We start from the raw sequence: 16,024 nt of genomic DNA on the forward strand, positions 1-16,024 counted from the left end.
GGACGGTCAGTCGGCGAGCCAGACGAGGCCCGGCTCGATGTTGTTGAATCCGAGGTTGATCGCACCGCCGCGCAGCCGCTTGCTGTGGTAGAGGCTGATCTTCCCGGAGATGAGCGGCACGGCCGCCGCGTCCTCCATCAGCGCGCGGTCGACCTGGGCCCAGAGGCCCGCTGCCTCCTCCGCGTCCTGCGCACCGCGGGCCTTCTCCATGAGCGCGTTGATCTCGGGGTTGTCGTAGCAGGTCGGGTTCGTCGTGCTGTTCTCACAGTCCACGCCGTAGAAGCCGGGCATGAGCATGGTCCGCGCGCCGTTGCCGATCCACTTCGGCGACAGCGCCTTCAGCGTGATGTCCCAGCTGCCGCCGGCGGTGGCCTCGCGATTCAGGACGTACTGCCCGTCGACGTTGGCTCCCGGGGTCGGCATGAGGGTCAGCCGGATCCCGGCCGCGCGCAGGTCCGGCTCGAGCGCCTGCGCGTACGCGTCGTAGCGCGAGCCGGAGGCGTAGACGAAGTTGAGGTCGATGCCGTCGGGATAGCCCGCGGCGGCGAGGAGCTCCTTCGCCTTCTCCGCGTCGCCCTCGTCGCCGGGCGTCTCGTACAGGTTGAACGGCTCGAAGCCGTCCACGGCGGAGCTGAGGAGCTGGTGGTGCGGCTCCTTGACGCCCGGACCGCCGCCGACCTGCGCCACGGCCGCCTTGTTCACGGCGTAGTTGATCGCCTGACGGACCTCGGGCTTGGACAGCGCGGAGCCGTTGTTCGGCGACTGAACGTTCAGCAGGATGTACGGGTTGACCGCGCCGTCCTCGAACTGCACGAGCTGCCGGTCCTGCACGGCCATGAGACGCTGCAGATCCGCGGTGGGGACGGACTGGTCGAAGTAGGAGTCGGCCTCGCCGCTCTCGATCAGCCGCTGGACCCGCCCGGGGTCGGTGTTGTTCATCGAGATCTCGATGCCGTCCACGTACGCCTTGCGGTACGGGTCGCTGTCGGCGACCCACGCCGGGTTGCGTTCCAGCGTCATCTTCTGGTCGGGCACGTAGTCGGCGATGCGGTACGGACCGGAGGCGACGTACGCCTCGCGGAACTCGGGGGAGTCGGGGAGGTGGCCCAGCGCCTCCACCGGCATGGGCGCGATGGCGACCTGCGTCAGCACGGAGGGGAAGTCGTTGGCCGGGCGCTCCAGCGTGATCACGAGATCCTGGCCGTCCGCGCGGATGCCGCTGATGTCGGTGCCCTCGACGAAGTCCTTAATGGCGCCCGCCTCGGGCGGGACCGCGGCGAACGCGTCGCAGTACTCCCGCATGCCCTCGATGACGCCGATGTAGTTGTCCAGGGATCCGCCGGGCCGCACGGGGTTGCACAGCCGCTTGAACCCGCGGGCCGCGTCGGCGGCGGTGATGCCGCGCGCCGGCTCAGTGTCCCACTGGGCGTCCTCGCGCAGCGTGATCCGGTACTCCGTGCCGTCCTCGCTGACCTCCGGGAGATCCGTCGCGAGGTCCGCCACCGGCGTCTGGGCCACGGCCTTGTCGTCGTCCGTGGGCAGCAGATAGAGCTGGCGGGTCAGGGCCCGGTGCACGAAGATGCCCGTCGAGCGGGTGACGATCGGGTCGAAGCCGCCGACGTCCGATCCGCCGGCGACCCGCAGGACGCCACCGGTCCGCGGCTCGCCGGCCGCGTCGGCCGTCGTCTCGGCGGGTCCGCCGGAGCAGGCGGTGAGCACCAGGGCGCTCGCGACGGCGAGCGTCGTTGCGGCGAGGACCGCGCGGGGGCGCGGCCGCGGGGAGGACGCTGTCATGACCAAACTCCTTCGTTCAGTTGCGGGTTCTCGGTTAGTGTTGAGGGGTGAAATTGTTCCGTGGGACGGAACGCTTGTCCGCAAGGCGAGACATGTATAACCGACCCAGGGAGGTTCGTCAATGCGAAGCGTTGAGCGTGCGTTGGAGGTTCTGGAGAGCATCGCGGATCTGCAGCCCGTGGGGGTGAGCGAGATCGCGAGGCACCTCGGCGAGCCCAAGAGCTCGGTGCAGCGCGCCCTCGACACGCTGGCGGAGGGGCGCTGGATCACCCGGCAGGACCCGTCGCGCCCGCTGTGGGTCGTGGCGGTGCGCGCCGCGCTGCTCGGGCGGGGTTTCGCGGAGCAGTTCGGCGTCGGCGCGCTCGCCCTGGATCAGATGGAGCGGCTGCGGCAGATCACGCAGGAGACGATCCACCTCGCCGTGCCCCGGGAGGCGTCCGTGATCCTGGTCGAGCGTCTGGAGAGCCCGCATCCCGTCCGCTACGTCGAGCCGCTCGGCGGCGCCGCCTCGATCTTCCGCACGGCGACGGGCAAGGCGATCCTGGCCCATCTGTCTACCGCGCGGCGGCGCCGTCTCGTCGAGGCGCACCCGCGCGAGCTGGCGGAGGCGGAGATGACCGTGGAGGAGCTGGAGGAGGAGCTCGCGCAGATCCGTCGCCAGGGCTTCTCGACGACGTCCCGCTGGCGCGAGGAGGTCTTCGCGACCGCGTCCGTGGTGATCGGCGACGACGGTCAGCCGGTCGCGGCGATCAGCATCTCGGCGCCGAGCTCACGCGTCACGCCCGAGCTGCGCGAGGAGTACGCCGGCCTCGTCCGCGCCGCCGGCACCGAGATCGGCCGCCTGGTGCGCGCCCGGGAACGTCGCTCCCACGCCTGACCTCCTCGCCCCCATCCTCAATCCCCATCCTCAGATTCGGGGCGGGATCCGGAGCTTCGGGGCGCCTCCCGGGGCCGGATCACCCCAAACCCGACCCCAAACCGGGATGGAGCAACGCCCCGGACACGACAGAGCTCCCCGGGCCTCAGGGCCCGGGGAGCTCTTGATTCCTCCGCGGAGAGACTCCGCGCCGCTGTCAGAGCGGACGGATGTTCTCGGCCTGCAGGCCCTTGGGGCCCTGCGCCACATCGAACTCGACGCGCTGGTTCTCGTCGAGCGAGCGGTAGCCGTTGGACTGGATGGCGGAGTAGTGCGCGAAGACATCCGCCCCACCGTCGTCGGGGGAGATGAAGCCGAAGCCCTTCTCCGCGTTGAACCACTTCACTGTGCCCTGGGTGCTCATTTACTGCCGTTCTGCTGGGGGCGTTGCCGACGCAGGACGCACCGACGCTTCTTACCGTAATGGAGGGAGGGGGGATCACAACACCCCGCGCAAGAAGGAGACATAACCGTTGTCTTAACCGAGGATCCCCGGAGACGAGTGCGGCCCCCACCGCGGGGGGAGCGGTGAGGGCCAAGACGACCGGAGGGTGCGTCCCGATCAGCATATCGCGGATCCGGAAGATTTGTCCCCCATTTGGGGGACAAATCTTCATCCCGGTGGCACAATATATCCCGGAGGACGAGAACGGTCGCGACGCGTTCGACAAGGGGAGAGGACACGACCGCGGCACGATCGTCCGGATCGCTCATCCCGTGATGCCGTCGACCGCTCGCTGGGGGACGGTCGAGGCCGAACTCGTTCGTCTGTCACCGACACCGCCCGATCCAGCGTTCCGGCGTCCTCCGCTCCTGGACGTCGGCGAACAGGGGAGCACCGCCCCCGGGACACGAGAGCGGCCCCCTCGAGTGGCCCATTGGGGACTGGGCGACTCGAGGGGGCCCAATCGCACGCACGGGATCGCATGACTCTGGGGTAGTCCCGCCGTCTCTGGGGAATCGGGCGGTGCGATCATCCCCATGTGCGCGCGCCTCCACCATAGGCGAGGGACGCGACGGTTGTCCACGGGGTCCGCTGATCGACAGGGACCCCTTGACACCGCCCGGGCGTGTCCGTTCTCTGGGCGAGGCGCGTCAGCCCTGGGGCGGCGGCGGGGTCATGCCGGCCGTTCGCACCGCGACGAGCCGGTCCACCATCTCGCGGAGCCGGTCGACGCCGGAGCGCTCCGGCGAGGAGGACGCGTGCACGAGCATGCTCAGCGCGGCCATCACGAGGGCCACCGCCGCGGCGGCCTCCTGCTCCGACCGCGCGCGCTCGGCGGCGAGGCGCACCAGCTGCTCCCTGGCGGCTCCCATCCACTGCGCGAACGCGGGCAGCAGCTCCGGCCGCTTGAGCACGAGACCCTTCATCCGCCCCCGGTCGACGCCGTCGTCGAGGGACGCGCCGATCAGCGCGCACAGCGCCGGGACCAGCTCGCCGTCGGTCTGCCGGAACCGCTCCGCCGACGCCGCCGAGACGACCGTCTCCGGAAGGTCCAGCGCGGCCGCCGCCTTCGACGGGAAGTAGTTGAAGAACGTGCGAGGAGACACGTCGACGGCCGCGCAGATCTGCTCGACGGTCATGCCGTCGAGGCCGTGTTCCTCGACCAGACGCAGCGCGACCTCGTGGATGGCCTTGCGCGTCTGCATCTTCTTGCGCTCGCGACGACCGGCGCTGTCGGTCGTGTCGACGTTGGTCATCCGCTGCTCCTCCGCGGTTCTCGCCCGCTGCGCCCCTCGGCGAGGGGGCGGATCCGTCGCGCGCGGCGACGGATCCCCGTGCCCATCCTCTCAGCCCCGGTGGACCCGGATGCTCCCGGTGTCGGTCACGCCGGCGAGGTCGGCCTGCTCCTGCAGCGCCGAGACGCGGCGCAGCGGCGGCACGCGGAAGAACCAGGACAGGACGAAGGCGAGCAGCAGCACGCCGAACCCGACCCAGTAGATCGTGACCGTGGACTGCGTGAAGCCGACCATGAACGGCTTCGTGAGCCGTGCGTCGGCGCCCGTGAGGAAGGACGTGTCGCTGATCGACCCGCCGGAGGCGCTCGCGACGTCCGAGTCCTCCGCGCCGATCTGCTTCTCCAACTCGGGCACGAGCTGGCCGACCCAGTGGCCGCGCTGCGCCGTGTCCGCCCAGTCGACGCGCAGCGACCCGTCAACGACCGTCGCGTGCGCCTTCTCGGCGGCTGCGGCCAGTGCGGCGTCCTGCGCGGCGGGAAGCGCGGCGGCCACCTGCTGGTCGATGACCGCCTGCGCGCCCTCGGCGGGGATCGCGCCCGCCGCGACGCCCTGCTGCACCTGCTGGGTCACCGCGTCGGTCACGGCGGCGCCGGCGGCCGCCGTGGCCTGCGCCGCGCCCTGGTCGAGCTGCTCCTGGATCTTCGCCTCGATCGGCGTGACGATCGGCCCCCAGAGCTGGTCCATGATCGCGACGTTGCCCGGCTTCTCCGCGACTGCGGGGTCCATCGCGGCGTCGAGCGCCTCGGTGAGCGTGTCCCTGTCCGAGATGCCGTGCACGATGTTCGTCGGCAGCACGGTGAACAGCACCGACAGCATGATCGCGGTGCCGAGGGTCCCGCCGATCTGGCGGAAGAACGTCGCCGCGCTGGAGGCGACGCCCATCTCGTGGGGGTCGACGGAGTTCTGGCTCGCGAGCACCAGCGACTGCATCAGCTGACCGAGGCCGAGCCCGACCACGAACATGGCGAGCATCACCTGCCAGAGCGGGGTGTCGTAATGCACGATCGTCAGCAGAAGGAAGCCCACGGCGGTGAACAGCGTGCCGAGCACGGGGAAAATCCGGTAGTGCCCCGTCCGGGCGGTGATCTGTCCGGATCCGAGCGAGGCGATCATCAGGCCCAGCACCATGGGGATCATCGACAGCCCGGACTCGGTCGGGTTCAGCCCCACCACGATCTGCATGTAGAGCGGGATGGTCATCATCGCCCCGAACATGCCGAAGCCGACGAGCACGCCGATCACCGTCGCCATGGAGAAGGTCCCGGAGCGGAACAGCGAGATGGGGATGATGGCGTCCTGCTTCATGGCGATCTCGATGAGGACGAACGCCACGAGGCCGACGGCACCGGTCACGTAGCAGGCGATCGCCGCGACGGATCCCCAGCCCCATTCGCGGCCCTGCTCGGCCACGAGCAGCAGCGGGACGAGGGCGACGATGACCGCCGCGGCGCCCCACCAGTCGATGCGCGGCCCGTGGTGCTTGGCCACCTTCGGAAGGTGCAGGAACCGCGTGACCATGTACAGCGCGACCAGCCCGATGGGGATGTTGATGAGGAAGCACCACCGCCAGCCGTCGATCCACAGGATCTCGTCGGCGCCGGCGAACAGGCCGCCCACGAGGGGGCCGATCACCGTCGAGATGCCGAAGACCGCGAAGAAGTAGCCCTGGTACTTGGCCCGCTCGCGCGGCGCGAGGATGTCGCCCATGATCGCCAGCGGCAGCGCCATGAGCGCCCCGGCCCCGACGCCCTGGAAGGCGCGGAAGGCCGCCAGGCTCATCATCGAGGTCGAGAACGACGACGCCAGCGAGCCGAGGATGAAGATGACGATGCCGATGAGGAACAGCGGGCGTCGCCCGAAGATGTCCGAGAGCTTTCCGTAGAGCGGCACCGAGATGGTCGAGGTGATGAGGAAGGCCGTCGTGACCCACGCCTGCTGATCGAGGCCGTGCAGGTCGTCGCCGATCGTGCGGATCGCGGTGCCGAAGACGGTCTGGGCGAGCGAGGAGAGGAACATCCCGGCCATGAGTCCGTAGATCACAAGCATGATCTGCCGGTGGGTCATGATCGGCGCGGAGGCGGGGGCTTCCGTCTCGGTCTTCTCCGTGGTGTCGGTGGCGGTGGTCATGCGGCCTTCCGAGGACGAGGGATGACGTCGCGCCCGCCGCCGACGGATCGACGCGGGCGCCGACGGTGGCGACAAGAATTTGCAGCCCTGCAACATTACACGATCGCAAGCTTGCAGATGTGCATGGCGTCCGAAGGGGGTGGACGTCGTGGTGCGCTATCCCGAGTCACTCTCGTCCGCGCTACGCCGCGGATGCTGTGCGTGCGACGGGTTCTGACATACAATCCATGCGGTCTCCCATCGGGGGACGGGCGGCGACCTGGGGATGCCGCACACAAGGGAGACCGATATGCAAGCTGCGGACGTGTCCGCGCGGCGGCGCGTGGAGGATCTGCTCGTCGCGCACTGCGGCGAGCAGACCGCGCCGCTCCTGGTGCTCGAAGGGGCCACCGGCGTCGGCAAGAGCACACTGCTGCGGCGCGTCGCCGCCCGGACCGCCCGGCGTCTGTTGATCTGCGCGCCCACTGCGCGGGCGGGCGACGCCGAGGCCGCGCCCGCCCGGGCCCTCCCCGTCTTCGCGGAGCAGCCCGCCCTTACTCGCGGCGAGGCGTTCACGATCCTCCGCGATCGGCTCGAGGCCTTCTTCGTCCACGGCGAGACGCCTCTCCTCGTCGCCGAGAACGCGGAGCTGCTGGACGAGCGGTCCCTCGACGTCCTGGAGATGCTGTCGCGCGACGAGCACCTCGGCATCGTCGTGTGCACCTCCCGTGGAACGATCGCCCGGCGCTTCGGCGAGGCCTTGGGCACCGCCCGTGGTCTGCACGTGACCGTGCCGCCGCTCGAGGACGGAGATCTCGCCGATCTCATCCGCGAGGAGTCCGGCGCGAGCGCCTCCGCCGCGGTGCGCACGTACCTCCTCGATGTGTCCTCCGGGAACGCCGCCGCGGCGGCCGCCGTCCTCTCGCACGGGCTGGACGAGGGCTGGCTCGCCTACGTCGACGGCGGCATCGTGTTCGACGGCACACCGGCGTTCCTCGACGAATCGGCCTCGCTGTGCGCACGTGCCTGGCACGTGCCTGCGTTGGCGTCCGACGAGCGCGACGTGCTCTTCCGCCTGGCGCTCCTCGGCGACCTGCCTCCTGAGGAGTCGCGGCGTGCCGAGGACGCGGAGGCTCTGTCCCGACTCGAAGAGTCCGGCCTCGTCGTCTGGGAGAGATCGCACGTGCGCCTGGGCTGCCGCGCCCTGCGATTCGCCCTGGAACTCTCCATCGCCGACTGGGAGCGCCCTCTCGACGAGCGTCGGCGTCTGTGGGCGGAATGTCCGTCCGGCCGATACCCTCATCGCTCGGTCTTCGCCGCGGTACGTGCGGGTATCGACTGCGATGACGTCGAGCTCCTGCGGGGCGCGCGCGACAGCTCGGCCGCGGGACTGTTGTCGCGCGCCCAGATCCTGCTGGAGCGCGTGCGCGAAAGCACCGCCGAGGCAGAGGTCCTCCGCGCCGGCCTAGAGCTGCAGTCCGGGCGCCCGAAGCATGCCCTGTCGGTGCTCGCCGGGCTGGGAACTGACCTCGGCGCCCTGCGATTCGCGGCGTACATCCGGATCGTGACGTTCCAGAAGCCCGCTGCGGTGCACCCCATCCTCGCGCAGCTGGAGCGGATGGCGGACGACGAGCCGGACGACGAGCCCGTCCTGCACGCCCTCCGCATGATGGTGCTCTGGCACGAGCGCGGCCCTGCGGAGCTGCTCGCGCGCTACGGCCGACGAACCGTGCCCGCGCCGGTTCCCGGCGACAGATACCACCGGTTGGCGCACCTGCACGCGCTCGCGCTCCTCGCCACGGCGCACGCGGCCGTCGGCGATCAATCGGATGCCGCTCGGCTGCTCGCCGCCTTCCGCGTCGCCGCCGCAGACGCAGAGGTGCCCCCGTACGCCGCGGAATGGCTGCACCTGAGCACCCAGTTCGCGCAGTGCTGCATCGGCGAGCCGGCCGAGGTGATGCAGGCGCTGCCCTGGTACCGCGCGTCCGACGAGCGCATGGTCCCGGCACTGTGCTCGACCCAGATGATGGACCTGATCCGCGGCTACCTGACGGGAGAGCCGGAAGACTCCCTCCGTCGACGCGTGACGGAGGCGTACGCCCAGCTGCACTCCGGCGTCCCTTTACGGCGGCGGATCCGACCGGTGATCGAGCTGATCGGTCTCATCCTGGGCATCCCGGCGTACAACGGCCTGACCGACACCGAGTATCTCGGGATCGGCGACGTGGGGTCCTCGATCCTGGACGCCGGAGCCGCCCGACTGCTTCCGCTGGCCGAGGCTCTGCGCTCGACCCCCGATCACCTGCGCGTCATCCTCGGCGGCCCGGGAGCGGCACGCGCGCGTGTGCTTCCCGCTGTGCGCGCCGTGGTCCTGCGCCGGCTCGAGGAGATCCCCGCCGACTTGATCCCCCGTGTCGCGGACGCTCTCGCCGACTCTCCGCTCGACGCCGAGCTCGCTCGTGCGCTGCGAGGCATCGGGACCGGAGATGACACCCTGCGCGACGAAGCCCTCGCGGCGCTCATGGCGGCTCCGACGTTCGCGCATCCCGACGCGGTGGCGAGGATCCGGGCGGCGACGGATCCTGCCTCGCTTCCGGCTCCGTCCCTGCCCGGTGCACACCGCAGGTTCCGTGTCTGCGGGAGCACGCGCGGTCCCCGGCCCTCCGACGCGCTGAGCGCCCGTGAACTGCAGATCGCCGAGCTCGCCTGCGACGGCCTCGCCAACGCCCAGATCGCCGCCCGCCTGCGGATCTCGGCGCGCACCGTCGAGACCCATCTGCGCAACAGCTATCGGAAGCTCGGAGTCCGCAGCCGGCACGAGCTCTGGGCGGAGATGAACGGATGACCCGTTCCGGAGAGGAGACCCCCGACGGGGTCGCCGAACGGATCCGGGCGGAGCACGCGCGCACGCGCGCGGGCGGCGGCAGGGCAGGGGTCGTCGTCGCACTGCCCGGGCTGTGGGGGGCCGCGAGGCTGCGTGAGCGCCTGCTCGGCACGGACGCGCTCCTCGTGCAGTCCTTCCCCTCGGGAACCGGGAGCGCAGAGCTCGTCATCCACGTCGAACGCGACGGCCGATGGGTCCCGGACTCTCGTGCCCTCGACGCGCGCGGTCTCGACGCGCGAACCGCACTGCCGCTCGTCCTCATCGAGCGGGCCGACACCCTCATCGACGCTCACGCCGCCCGGCTGTGCCGTCTCGCCCGGGAAGGTCAGGGGTTCCTCGTCGTCCTCACGCCCGCTCGCTCCGAGCTGCCGGAATCCCTCCGGCAGCTGACCACGACGGGAGTCCTCGGCGTGGAGGAGGTCCGCCCGATCGACACGACCCGCGTACGCGCGCTGATCCGGGGGCGTCTCGGGAACGAGCCGAGCGCTGTCGCCGTCTCGCGCCTGAGCGGATGCAGCGGAGGGCATACCGGCCTGCTCCCCGCGGTGACCGACGAGGCGATGCGCACGGGTGCGCTGATCCGAGACGACGACGAGTGGGTGTGGGACCCGCACCGCGAACCCGCCTTCGAGGAGGCGCTCCGGGCCGCCTCCGACACGCTTCTCGCCGGCTTCGGTCCCGCGCACCGCCGGGCCCTGCATGTCGCGGCCTTGGCCGGTTCCCTGCCCGAGCAGTCCGCGCGGCGACTCCTCGGCGCCGACGTCGTCTCGTCGTTGAGGCAGCAGGGCCTGCTGCGCGCGGATCGCTTCACAGCAGGAGGACATCGGAGCCTGTCCCTGCGGGTCGGCGCCCTCCGGACCGTCTTCTCTGAATCTCGCGCATGCGAGAGCGTCCGGCTCTGGCACGAGGTCGGGCAGGAGATGAGCGAGGAGGACGGAGGCGCGGCCGCCGAAGTCGGCCTCGCCGCATGGCGGGTCCGCGTCGAAGGAGCCCTGTCCCCACGGGAGACGGGCCGCCTTGCGGCACTCGCCCTGGGCGTCGGTCGATTCGACGACGCCCGTCTTCTCCTCGACGCGGTATCCGGCGACGATGCGGACCTCTGGATCCTCCGCGCCCGGGTCGACGCCGCGCAGGGCGATGTCACGCGGGCGCTCGGGCGGGTGTGCGACCGGTTCGTCGCCGACCCGTCGGGCGACCGGTCGGCGACCCGCGCGGCCGCTTACCTGCTCGCCCGCCTGGCGGTGTTCCATCCCGACGCCCACGAGGCGCTGCGGTGGCTGAACGACCGTTCGGGGGCCGGCGGCGCCGGCATCGCGGACGGCTCCGCATTCCTGTCCACCCTCGTCTCGGCGGACCGCGACATCGACCCCGCGGCGCTGCGTGCGGGGACGATGAGCACCGATCCGGACGAGGAGATGACGGCCCGTCTCTGGGAGGGAGCGCACCTCGCGTTCCGGGGAGAGCCGCACGCCGGACGCGAGATCCTGCTGACACTGCTGGACGACGCGCATCGCGAACCCGGCTATCGCGAATGCCTGGACCAGACCGCCGCGCTGCTGCTCATTCTGCATGAGCAGTTCGGCTGGCGTCCCCTCGCCGAGGATCCGCCGCTCTGGAGCCGCGAGTACGACGTGATCGGATCCGTGCGGCTCGCGCCTCTCCACGACCTCATGCGCGCCTCGGTCGCCGCCCGTGCCGGCATGCTCGAGCGGACGCGGCGCGGGCTGAGCAGAGCGGCGGCCGCCTTCTCCGAGCGCGATCCGTTCGGGCTGCGCCCGTTCGCCGAGGCCCTCGCTCTCGCGACAGGGAATCGGGAGGACGCCCCGGGACGGGAGCACCGCGGCGGGGAGCACCGCGGCGGCCCCGGGTTCTGGGCCCTGTCCTCGATCACGGAGGGACTTCGTGTGATCGCGGATGCGGGCTTCGGTCCCGAGGCCGTCACAGGCCTGCTCCGTCTTGCAGCCGAGGCGGCGGAGGACGGGTTCCCCGCGCAGCGCACGGAGCTGCTCTTCATGGCCCTCATCGCAGGGAGCGAAGCCGCGGCGGAGCAGGTGCTGGCGGGGCAGGAACCGAGTCGCACGACGCGCACGGCCGTGACCGAGGACATCGCACGAGCCCTCGTGTCCACGGGGGATCACGCCGAGGCACTCGCGGTCGTCCGTCGGTTGCGAGGACACGGCGCTGACCTTCTCGCCGTGCGTCTTCTCGGTCATCTGTGGCCTCGCCTGCCCGCCGATTCGCCCGTGCGTCGCGGCGCGGCATCCCTCGCGCTCGCCCTGGAGCGGGACGTCGGGAGCGAGCCCTGGGCCGCGGGGTCGGTCCTCCGCGACATCGTCCCCTCGACGCGGGAACGCGACGTCCTCCGAGGGCTCTCCCAGGGCGACCCCACCCGCGTCATCGCGACGAGGATGCGGCTGTCGCCGCGGACGGTCGAGGGCATCATCTCTCGCATGCTGCGCCGGTACGGCTGCGCGAACCGGGTCGAGCTCCTGGCGCTCGGACCGGTCTGACACCCTCGCACTCGGGGCAGGGGTCACACAGCCGATCGGGGACCATCGACGCCGCCGCATCAACCCCAGCATGCGGCGGCGCCGACCCGTGCCCCCGCCCCAGACGGGGTCACGGTTTCGTCGGGCGTCGCCTCATCCGGTACCGGTGCCGGTCGCGTCGTCCGACGACATCTCCCGGGGTGGCTCCGCGCGACCGTCGTGAAGACGTCGTCCGCGCGTCCCCGCGCGTTGACTGCACCGACGTTATCTCCGGTGCCTCAGACGGCCCCTACGTAGGTCCACCCGATGTGCCCTGTTCGGCTACGTAGTTCTACGCATTTGGGCGGCACCGGCACGGCGTCCTGCCTCTCTGCCCCGCCGCCCATTGTCGACCGATCGGTCTGCTCGACGTCGTACCTGGGCACGAGCCGCAAGAGCGAACTCGGGTCCGATTCGGAACGACGCCGAAGGCGCGATCGTGGACTCGTCGGAACCCTCCGGCATCCCCACCGACAGAAGGACACCACCGTGCACACGCCTCCCCGGTTCGGCGCGCCCGCGGGCATCGCCGTCGTCGTCGCCGCGGCCGTCATCCTCAGCGGCCCCGCCTCCGCGCACGCCCAGGATGACGCTCGGGCTAACGTCAGCGGAGGCACCGTCACGCTGACCGGGGTCGCGATCACCATCACGCCGGCCGAGGAACCGGAGCACATCCTGGAGCTTCCCGATCCGTCACGTCCGGCGCCATCTGCACCCGCTTCTCCGCCGACGGCGCCCGTGCCCGATCTGCCCGTGCTCGAACGCCCCGGAGCCGACCTGCCCCCGGTGTTCGTCCCGGAACGCCCGAGCCCCTCCGCACCGGAGCCGGAGCCCCCGGTCCTCGAGACACCCACGCCCGAGACGCCCCGGCCGGAGGGCCCGGGCGAGGCTCCGACGATCCCGGCACAGCCCGATGCGGAGCTCCCGGCTCAGCCCGAGCCCGAGGTTCCTCAGCGCCCCGACCCGGAGGTTCCTCAGCGCCCCGAACCGGAGGTTCCTCAGCACCCCGAGCCGGAGCTCCCCGAGCACACGGAACCGGAAGCTCCGGAGCTCCCCGCCCCCGAAAACCCCGCGCCACCGATCCCGCCGGCGACCCCGGACGGGCTCGTGGCCCATGCGGATCCCGACGGCGCCGTGGTCCTCGCCTGGGACGACGCCGGCGAGGGCACGGAGTACCGCGTCGAGCGCTCCGTCGACGGCGGCCTCCCCGAGCTGCTCGGCGACACGCTGCTTCCCCACTTCCGCGACGAGACCGTCCTCGTTCCGGGCGTCTACGTCTATCGCGTCTCCGCGATCGATGCCGACGGCGAGCCGTCCGGCGGATTCGCCGAGGTGTCCCTGCGGATCGAAGACGCCGGCGAGGCTCCGGTGTCGTCCCCGGGTGCGACGACGGAGATCGGCGCGCGGTCCGATGTGCGGACGACGCCCGTCCGGGAGCGTGGAGAGTACCGCGATTGACACCGCCCGGCGCGGCGGCACCACCGATCGACACCACGACCCATCCTCAAGGAGACCCCATGACCACGCCCACGCTGACCCTGCCCACCTCTTTCGTCGAGCCGCCCGCGGCGAGCGCGACGACGGCGACGACTCACCGCCCGCTGACGGCCCTCGAGGCCGCGCGCCGCCTCCTGACCGGTGCCGAGAGGCGGGTGGGCGCCATCGCCCGCCGCGTCGCTCTTCCCGTGCTGAGCGGCGGACTCGCCCTGATCATGATCTGGTTCGGCGCGCCCAAGCTGATCCCGGGCGGCAGCCCCGCCGAGGCCATCGCCGTGGACACGGTCTCGTTGCTCAGCGGCGGACTCGTCACGGGCGATCTCGCGCGCCTGATGCTCGGCCTGCTCGAGGTCGGTCTCGGCGTGGCCCTCCTGGTCCCGCGCCTGCGCTTCCTCGCGCTCGTCGCGATGCTCGGGCACATGTGCGCGACGTTCACCCCGCTGTTCCTGTTCCCGGAGCTCACCTGGCACGCACCGTTCGTCGGAAGCCTGGAGGGTCAGTACATCCTCAAGAACATCCTCATCGTCGGGGTGATCCTGGTGCTCCTGGGATTCTCCCGCGACCGGCGGCCCGGTCGGCCGCACGCCCCGGGTCTCGACGGCTGAGCCGCAGCGCCGGGACCGGGATCAGACGAGGCCGTTGCGATGCGCGAAGAGGACGGCCTGCACCCGGTCCCGGAGCTGCAGCTTCATGAGGATGCGCCCCACATGCGTCTTGACCGTCGACTCGGTGAGGAAGAACCGCTCCGAGAGCTCGGCGTTGTTGAGGCCCTCGCCGATGGCCTGCAGGATCTCGGTCTCGCGCGGGGTGAGCGCCTCGATGGTCGGCCGCGGAGTCGCGTCGGCGGGCATCTTGTCGGCGAACAGATCGAGCATCCGGCGCGCGACCCGGGGAGAGATCGCCGCGTCGCCCGCGTGCACCGCGCGGATCGCGTCGCACAGCGCGGCAGGACCCGCGTCCTTGAGAAGGAACCCGCTGGCGCCGGCCCGGAGCGCCCCGAAGGCGTACTCGTCGAGGTCGAACGTCGTGAGCACGATGATCCGGGTGTCGGGCGAGGCCTCGACGATGTGCTTCGTCGCGGCGATGCCGTCGAGTCCCGGCATCCGGACGTCCATCAGAACGACGTCGGGGGCGAGCGAGGCCGTGAGCTCGATCGCCTCGTCGCCGTTCGAGGCCTCCCCGACGACGGTGAGGTCGTCCTCGGCGTCGATCCCGAGCCGGAGTCCCATCCGCACCAGCTCCTGGTCATCGACCAGCAGCACCCGCACCGTCTCAGCCATGCTGTGCCTCTCTTTCCTGCCGGTCCGGCGCCGTCGCCGGAATCCACGCCTCGAGAACCCAGAGCCCGTCGCCGTCCGGGCCGGCGTGCATCCGCCCGCCGAGGATCGTGACGCGCTCGCGGACCCCGAGCAGCCCCTGGCCCGCGCCCACGGACTCCGCACCGACCACGGCGCCGTCGTTCTCCACACGGACCCGGGTCCCGTCCGTGTCGTTCTCGATCCGCACCTCCACCCGTTGCGGGCGGACGCTGTAGCGGAGCGCGTTGGTCAGTCCCTCTTGGACCACGCGGAGCACGGCGAGCCGGGCGACCGCGTCGCCGGTGCTCTCCCCGCGGACGTCGAGGTGCACCGGGAGCCCGGCCCGGACGAAGCGATCCACGGCGTCGGAGATCGATGCCGAGTCGATCTGCGGGGCATAGGCAGCCGCGGAGTCGTCGCGAAGGGCGCCGAGGAGTCGTCGCAGGTCCGCCAGCGCGCCCCGCGCCGCCTGGGCGGCCGCCGCCATCGCCCCGCGCGCCGCGCTCTCCTCCTTCGCCGCGACGGCGCCGTCCGCCAGGGTGACGACGACGGTGAGCGTGTGCGAAACGATGTCGTGCATCTCCCGCGCGATCCGCGTGCGCTCCCGCTCGGCGCCGAGCTCGGCGACGATCCGCTTCTCCCGCTCCAGCTGAGCCGTCTGGTCAACGAGGGCCGCGACATACAGTCGGCGTCCGCGCGCGGCGACGCCCGCCAGCAGCCCGATGAGGGCGCCCGCGAACAGGACGACGCTCACGAAGACCTGCTCCTCGGTCGTGTCGATGGGCGTCCCGGGCAGGAACGGCCCGATCGAGAGCGTCACCGCCGCGAGCAGGAAGTACCACAAGGCGATCCAACCGGTGCGGTGCACCGCCAGGCTGAAGGTCATCACGGGGACGGCGAACGGATCCGGTGAGCCGTTGTGGAACAGCATGAGGAGCGCGAGCGCCCAGACCACGAGGCTCATGGTCACGGTCCAGCGCCGGCGCAGAAGCACGGCCACGACGTTGCCGGCGAGGAAGAGCATCGGGACGACCGCGGAGGGCGGGTCGAGGATGAGGTCGACGATCTCCGCGTAGAGGAACGTCACCGACGCGAGGACCGCGTACACGATCGCGACGAGGGAGTCCGTGACCCAGGGGTGCCGGGCCCACCAGCCGCGGGGGCGCTCCAGCCGTCGTCTCGCCTCGACGCTGAGGCCCTCCTCGGGCGGCGAGGCCGGCGGGACGACGTCTACGGCCTCCATGGGTGCGATCGTACCCAT

Annotated in this window: 11 protein-coding genes; 5 read left to right on the forward strand and 6 right to left on the reverse strand. The window is 71.3% G+C overall.

The features are described from left to right. Nucleotides 1-6 precede the first annotated feature (6 nt). Nucleotides 7-1,794: an ABC transporter substrate-binding protein gene (locus tag K8F61_RS13245; protein WP_231819455.1), complete on the reverse strand. Its 1,788-nt coding sequence runs from the start codon at nucleotides 1,792-1,794 to the stop codon at nucleotides 7-9. A gap of 121 nt (nucleotides 1,795-1,915) precedes the next feature. Between K8F61_RS13245 and K8F61_RS13250 the strand changes: the two genes are divergently transcribed. Beyond that, nucleotides 1,916-2,671: an IclR family transcriptional regulator gene (locus K8F61_RS13250; RefSeq protein WP_231819456.1), complete on the forward strand. Its 756-nt coding sequence runs from the start codon at nucleotides 1,916-1,918 to the stop codon at nucleotides 2,669-2,671. Between the two features lie 196 nt (nucleotides 2,672-2,867). On the opposite strand, the gene K8F61_RS13255 is transcribed toward K8F61_RS13250, so the two are convergent. From K8F61_RS13255 to K8F61_RS13265, 3 genes are all read right to left on the reverse strand, one after another. After that, a complete protein-coding gene (locus K8F61_RS13255; RefSeq protein ID WP_067250367.1) occupies nucleotides 2,868-3,074 on the reverse strand; it encodes a cold-shock protein in 207 nt (68 codons plus the stop codon). A 731-nt stretch (nucleotides 3,075-3,805) separates the two neighbouring features. Next, nucleotides 3,806-4,411 (reverse strand): TetR/AcrR family transcriptional regulator, encoded by a 606-nt coding sequence (locus tag K8F61_RS13260; protein WP_231819457.1) that lies wholly within the window; start codon nucleotides 4,409-4,411, stop codon nucleotides 3,806-3,808. Nucleotides 4,412-4,501: 90 nt separating this feature from the next. Next, a complete protein-coding gene (locus tag K8F61_RS13265; protein ID WP_231819458.1) occupies nucleotides 4,502-6,577 on the reverse strand; it encodes an MDR family MFS transporter in 2,076 nt (691 codons plus the stop codon). A 289-nt stretch (nucleotides 6,578-6,866) separates the two neighbouring features. Here K8F61_RS13265 and K8F61_RS13270 point away from each other — a divergent pair, with 289 nt between their 5' ends. The 4 genes from K8F61_RS13270 (at nucleotide 6,867) to K8F61_RS13285 (ending at nucleotide 14,070) form a co-directional block, all read left to right on the forward strand. Further along, a complete protein-coding gene (locus K8F61_RS13270) occupies nucleotides 6,867-9,401 on the forward strand; it encodes a helix-turn-helix transcriptional regulator (protein WP_231819459.1) in 2,535 nt (844 codons plus the stop codon). Beyond that, on the forward strand, nucleotides 9,398-11,950 hold the full coding sequence (locus tag K8F61_RS13275) for a helix-turn-helix transcriptional regulator (RefSeq protein WP_231819460.1): 2,553 nt from the start codon (nucleotides 9,398-9,400) through the stop codon (nucleotides 11,948-11,950). Before K8F61_RS13270 ends, K8F61_RS13275 begins: the two co-directional genes overlap by 4 nt. A 507-nt stretch (nucleotides 11,951-12,457) precedes the next feature. After that, nucleotides 12,458-13,426, forward strand: a complete 969-nt coding sequence (locus K8F61_RS13280; protein ID WP_231819461.1) for a hypothetical protein — start codon at nucleotides 12,458-12,460, stop codon at nucleotides 13,424-13,426. A gap of 59 nt (nucleotides 13,427-13,485) precedes the next feature. After that, nucleotides 13,486-14,070, forward strand: coding sequence for a hypothetical protein (locus K8F61_RS13285; RefSeq protein ID WP_067247859.1), 585 nt, complete (start codon nucleotides 13,486-13,488; stop codon nucleotides 14,068-14,070). Between the two features lie 21 nt (nucleotides 14,071-14,091). Here the strand turns inward: K8F61_RS13285 and K8F61_RS13290 are convergent, their stop codons facing one another. Further along, on the reverse strand, nucleotides 14,092-14,745 hold the full coding sequence (locus K8F61_RS13290) for a response regulator (protein ID WP_067247855.1): 654 nt from the start codon (nucleotides 14,743-14,745) through the stop codon (nucleotides 14,092-14,094). After that, the gene (locus K8F61_RS13295) at nucleotides 14,738-16,006 is read right to left on the reverse strand and encodes a sensor histidine kinase (RefSeq protein ID WP_231819462.1); all 1,269 of its coding nucleotides are present in this window, start codon (nucleotides 16,004-16,006) and stop codon (nucleotides 14,738-14,740) included. The genes K8F61_RS13290 and K8F61_RS13295 overlap by 8 nt, the downstream gene beginning before the upstream one ends. Nucleotides 16,007-16,024 lie beyond the last annotated feature (18 nt).

It is taken from the genome of Microbacterium resistens, assembly GCF_021172025.1.
In the GTDB taxonomy this organism is placed as follows: domain Bacteria; phylum Actinomycetota; class Actinomycetes; order Actinomycetales; family Microbacteriaceae; genus Microbacterium; species Microbacterium resistens.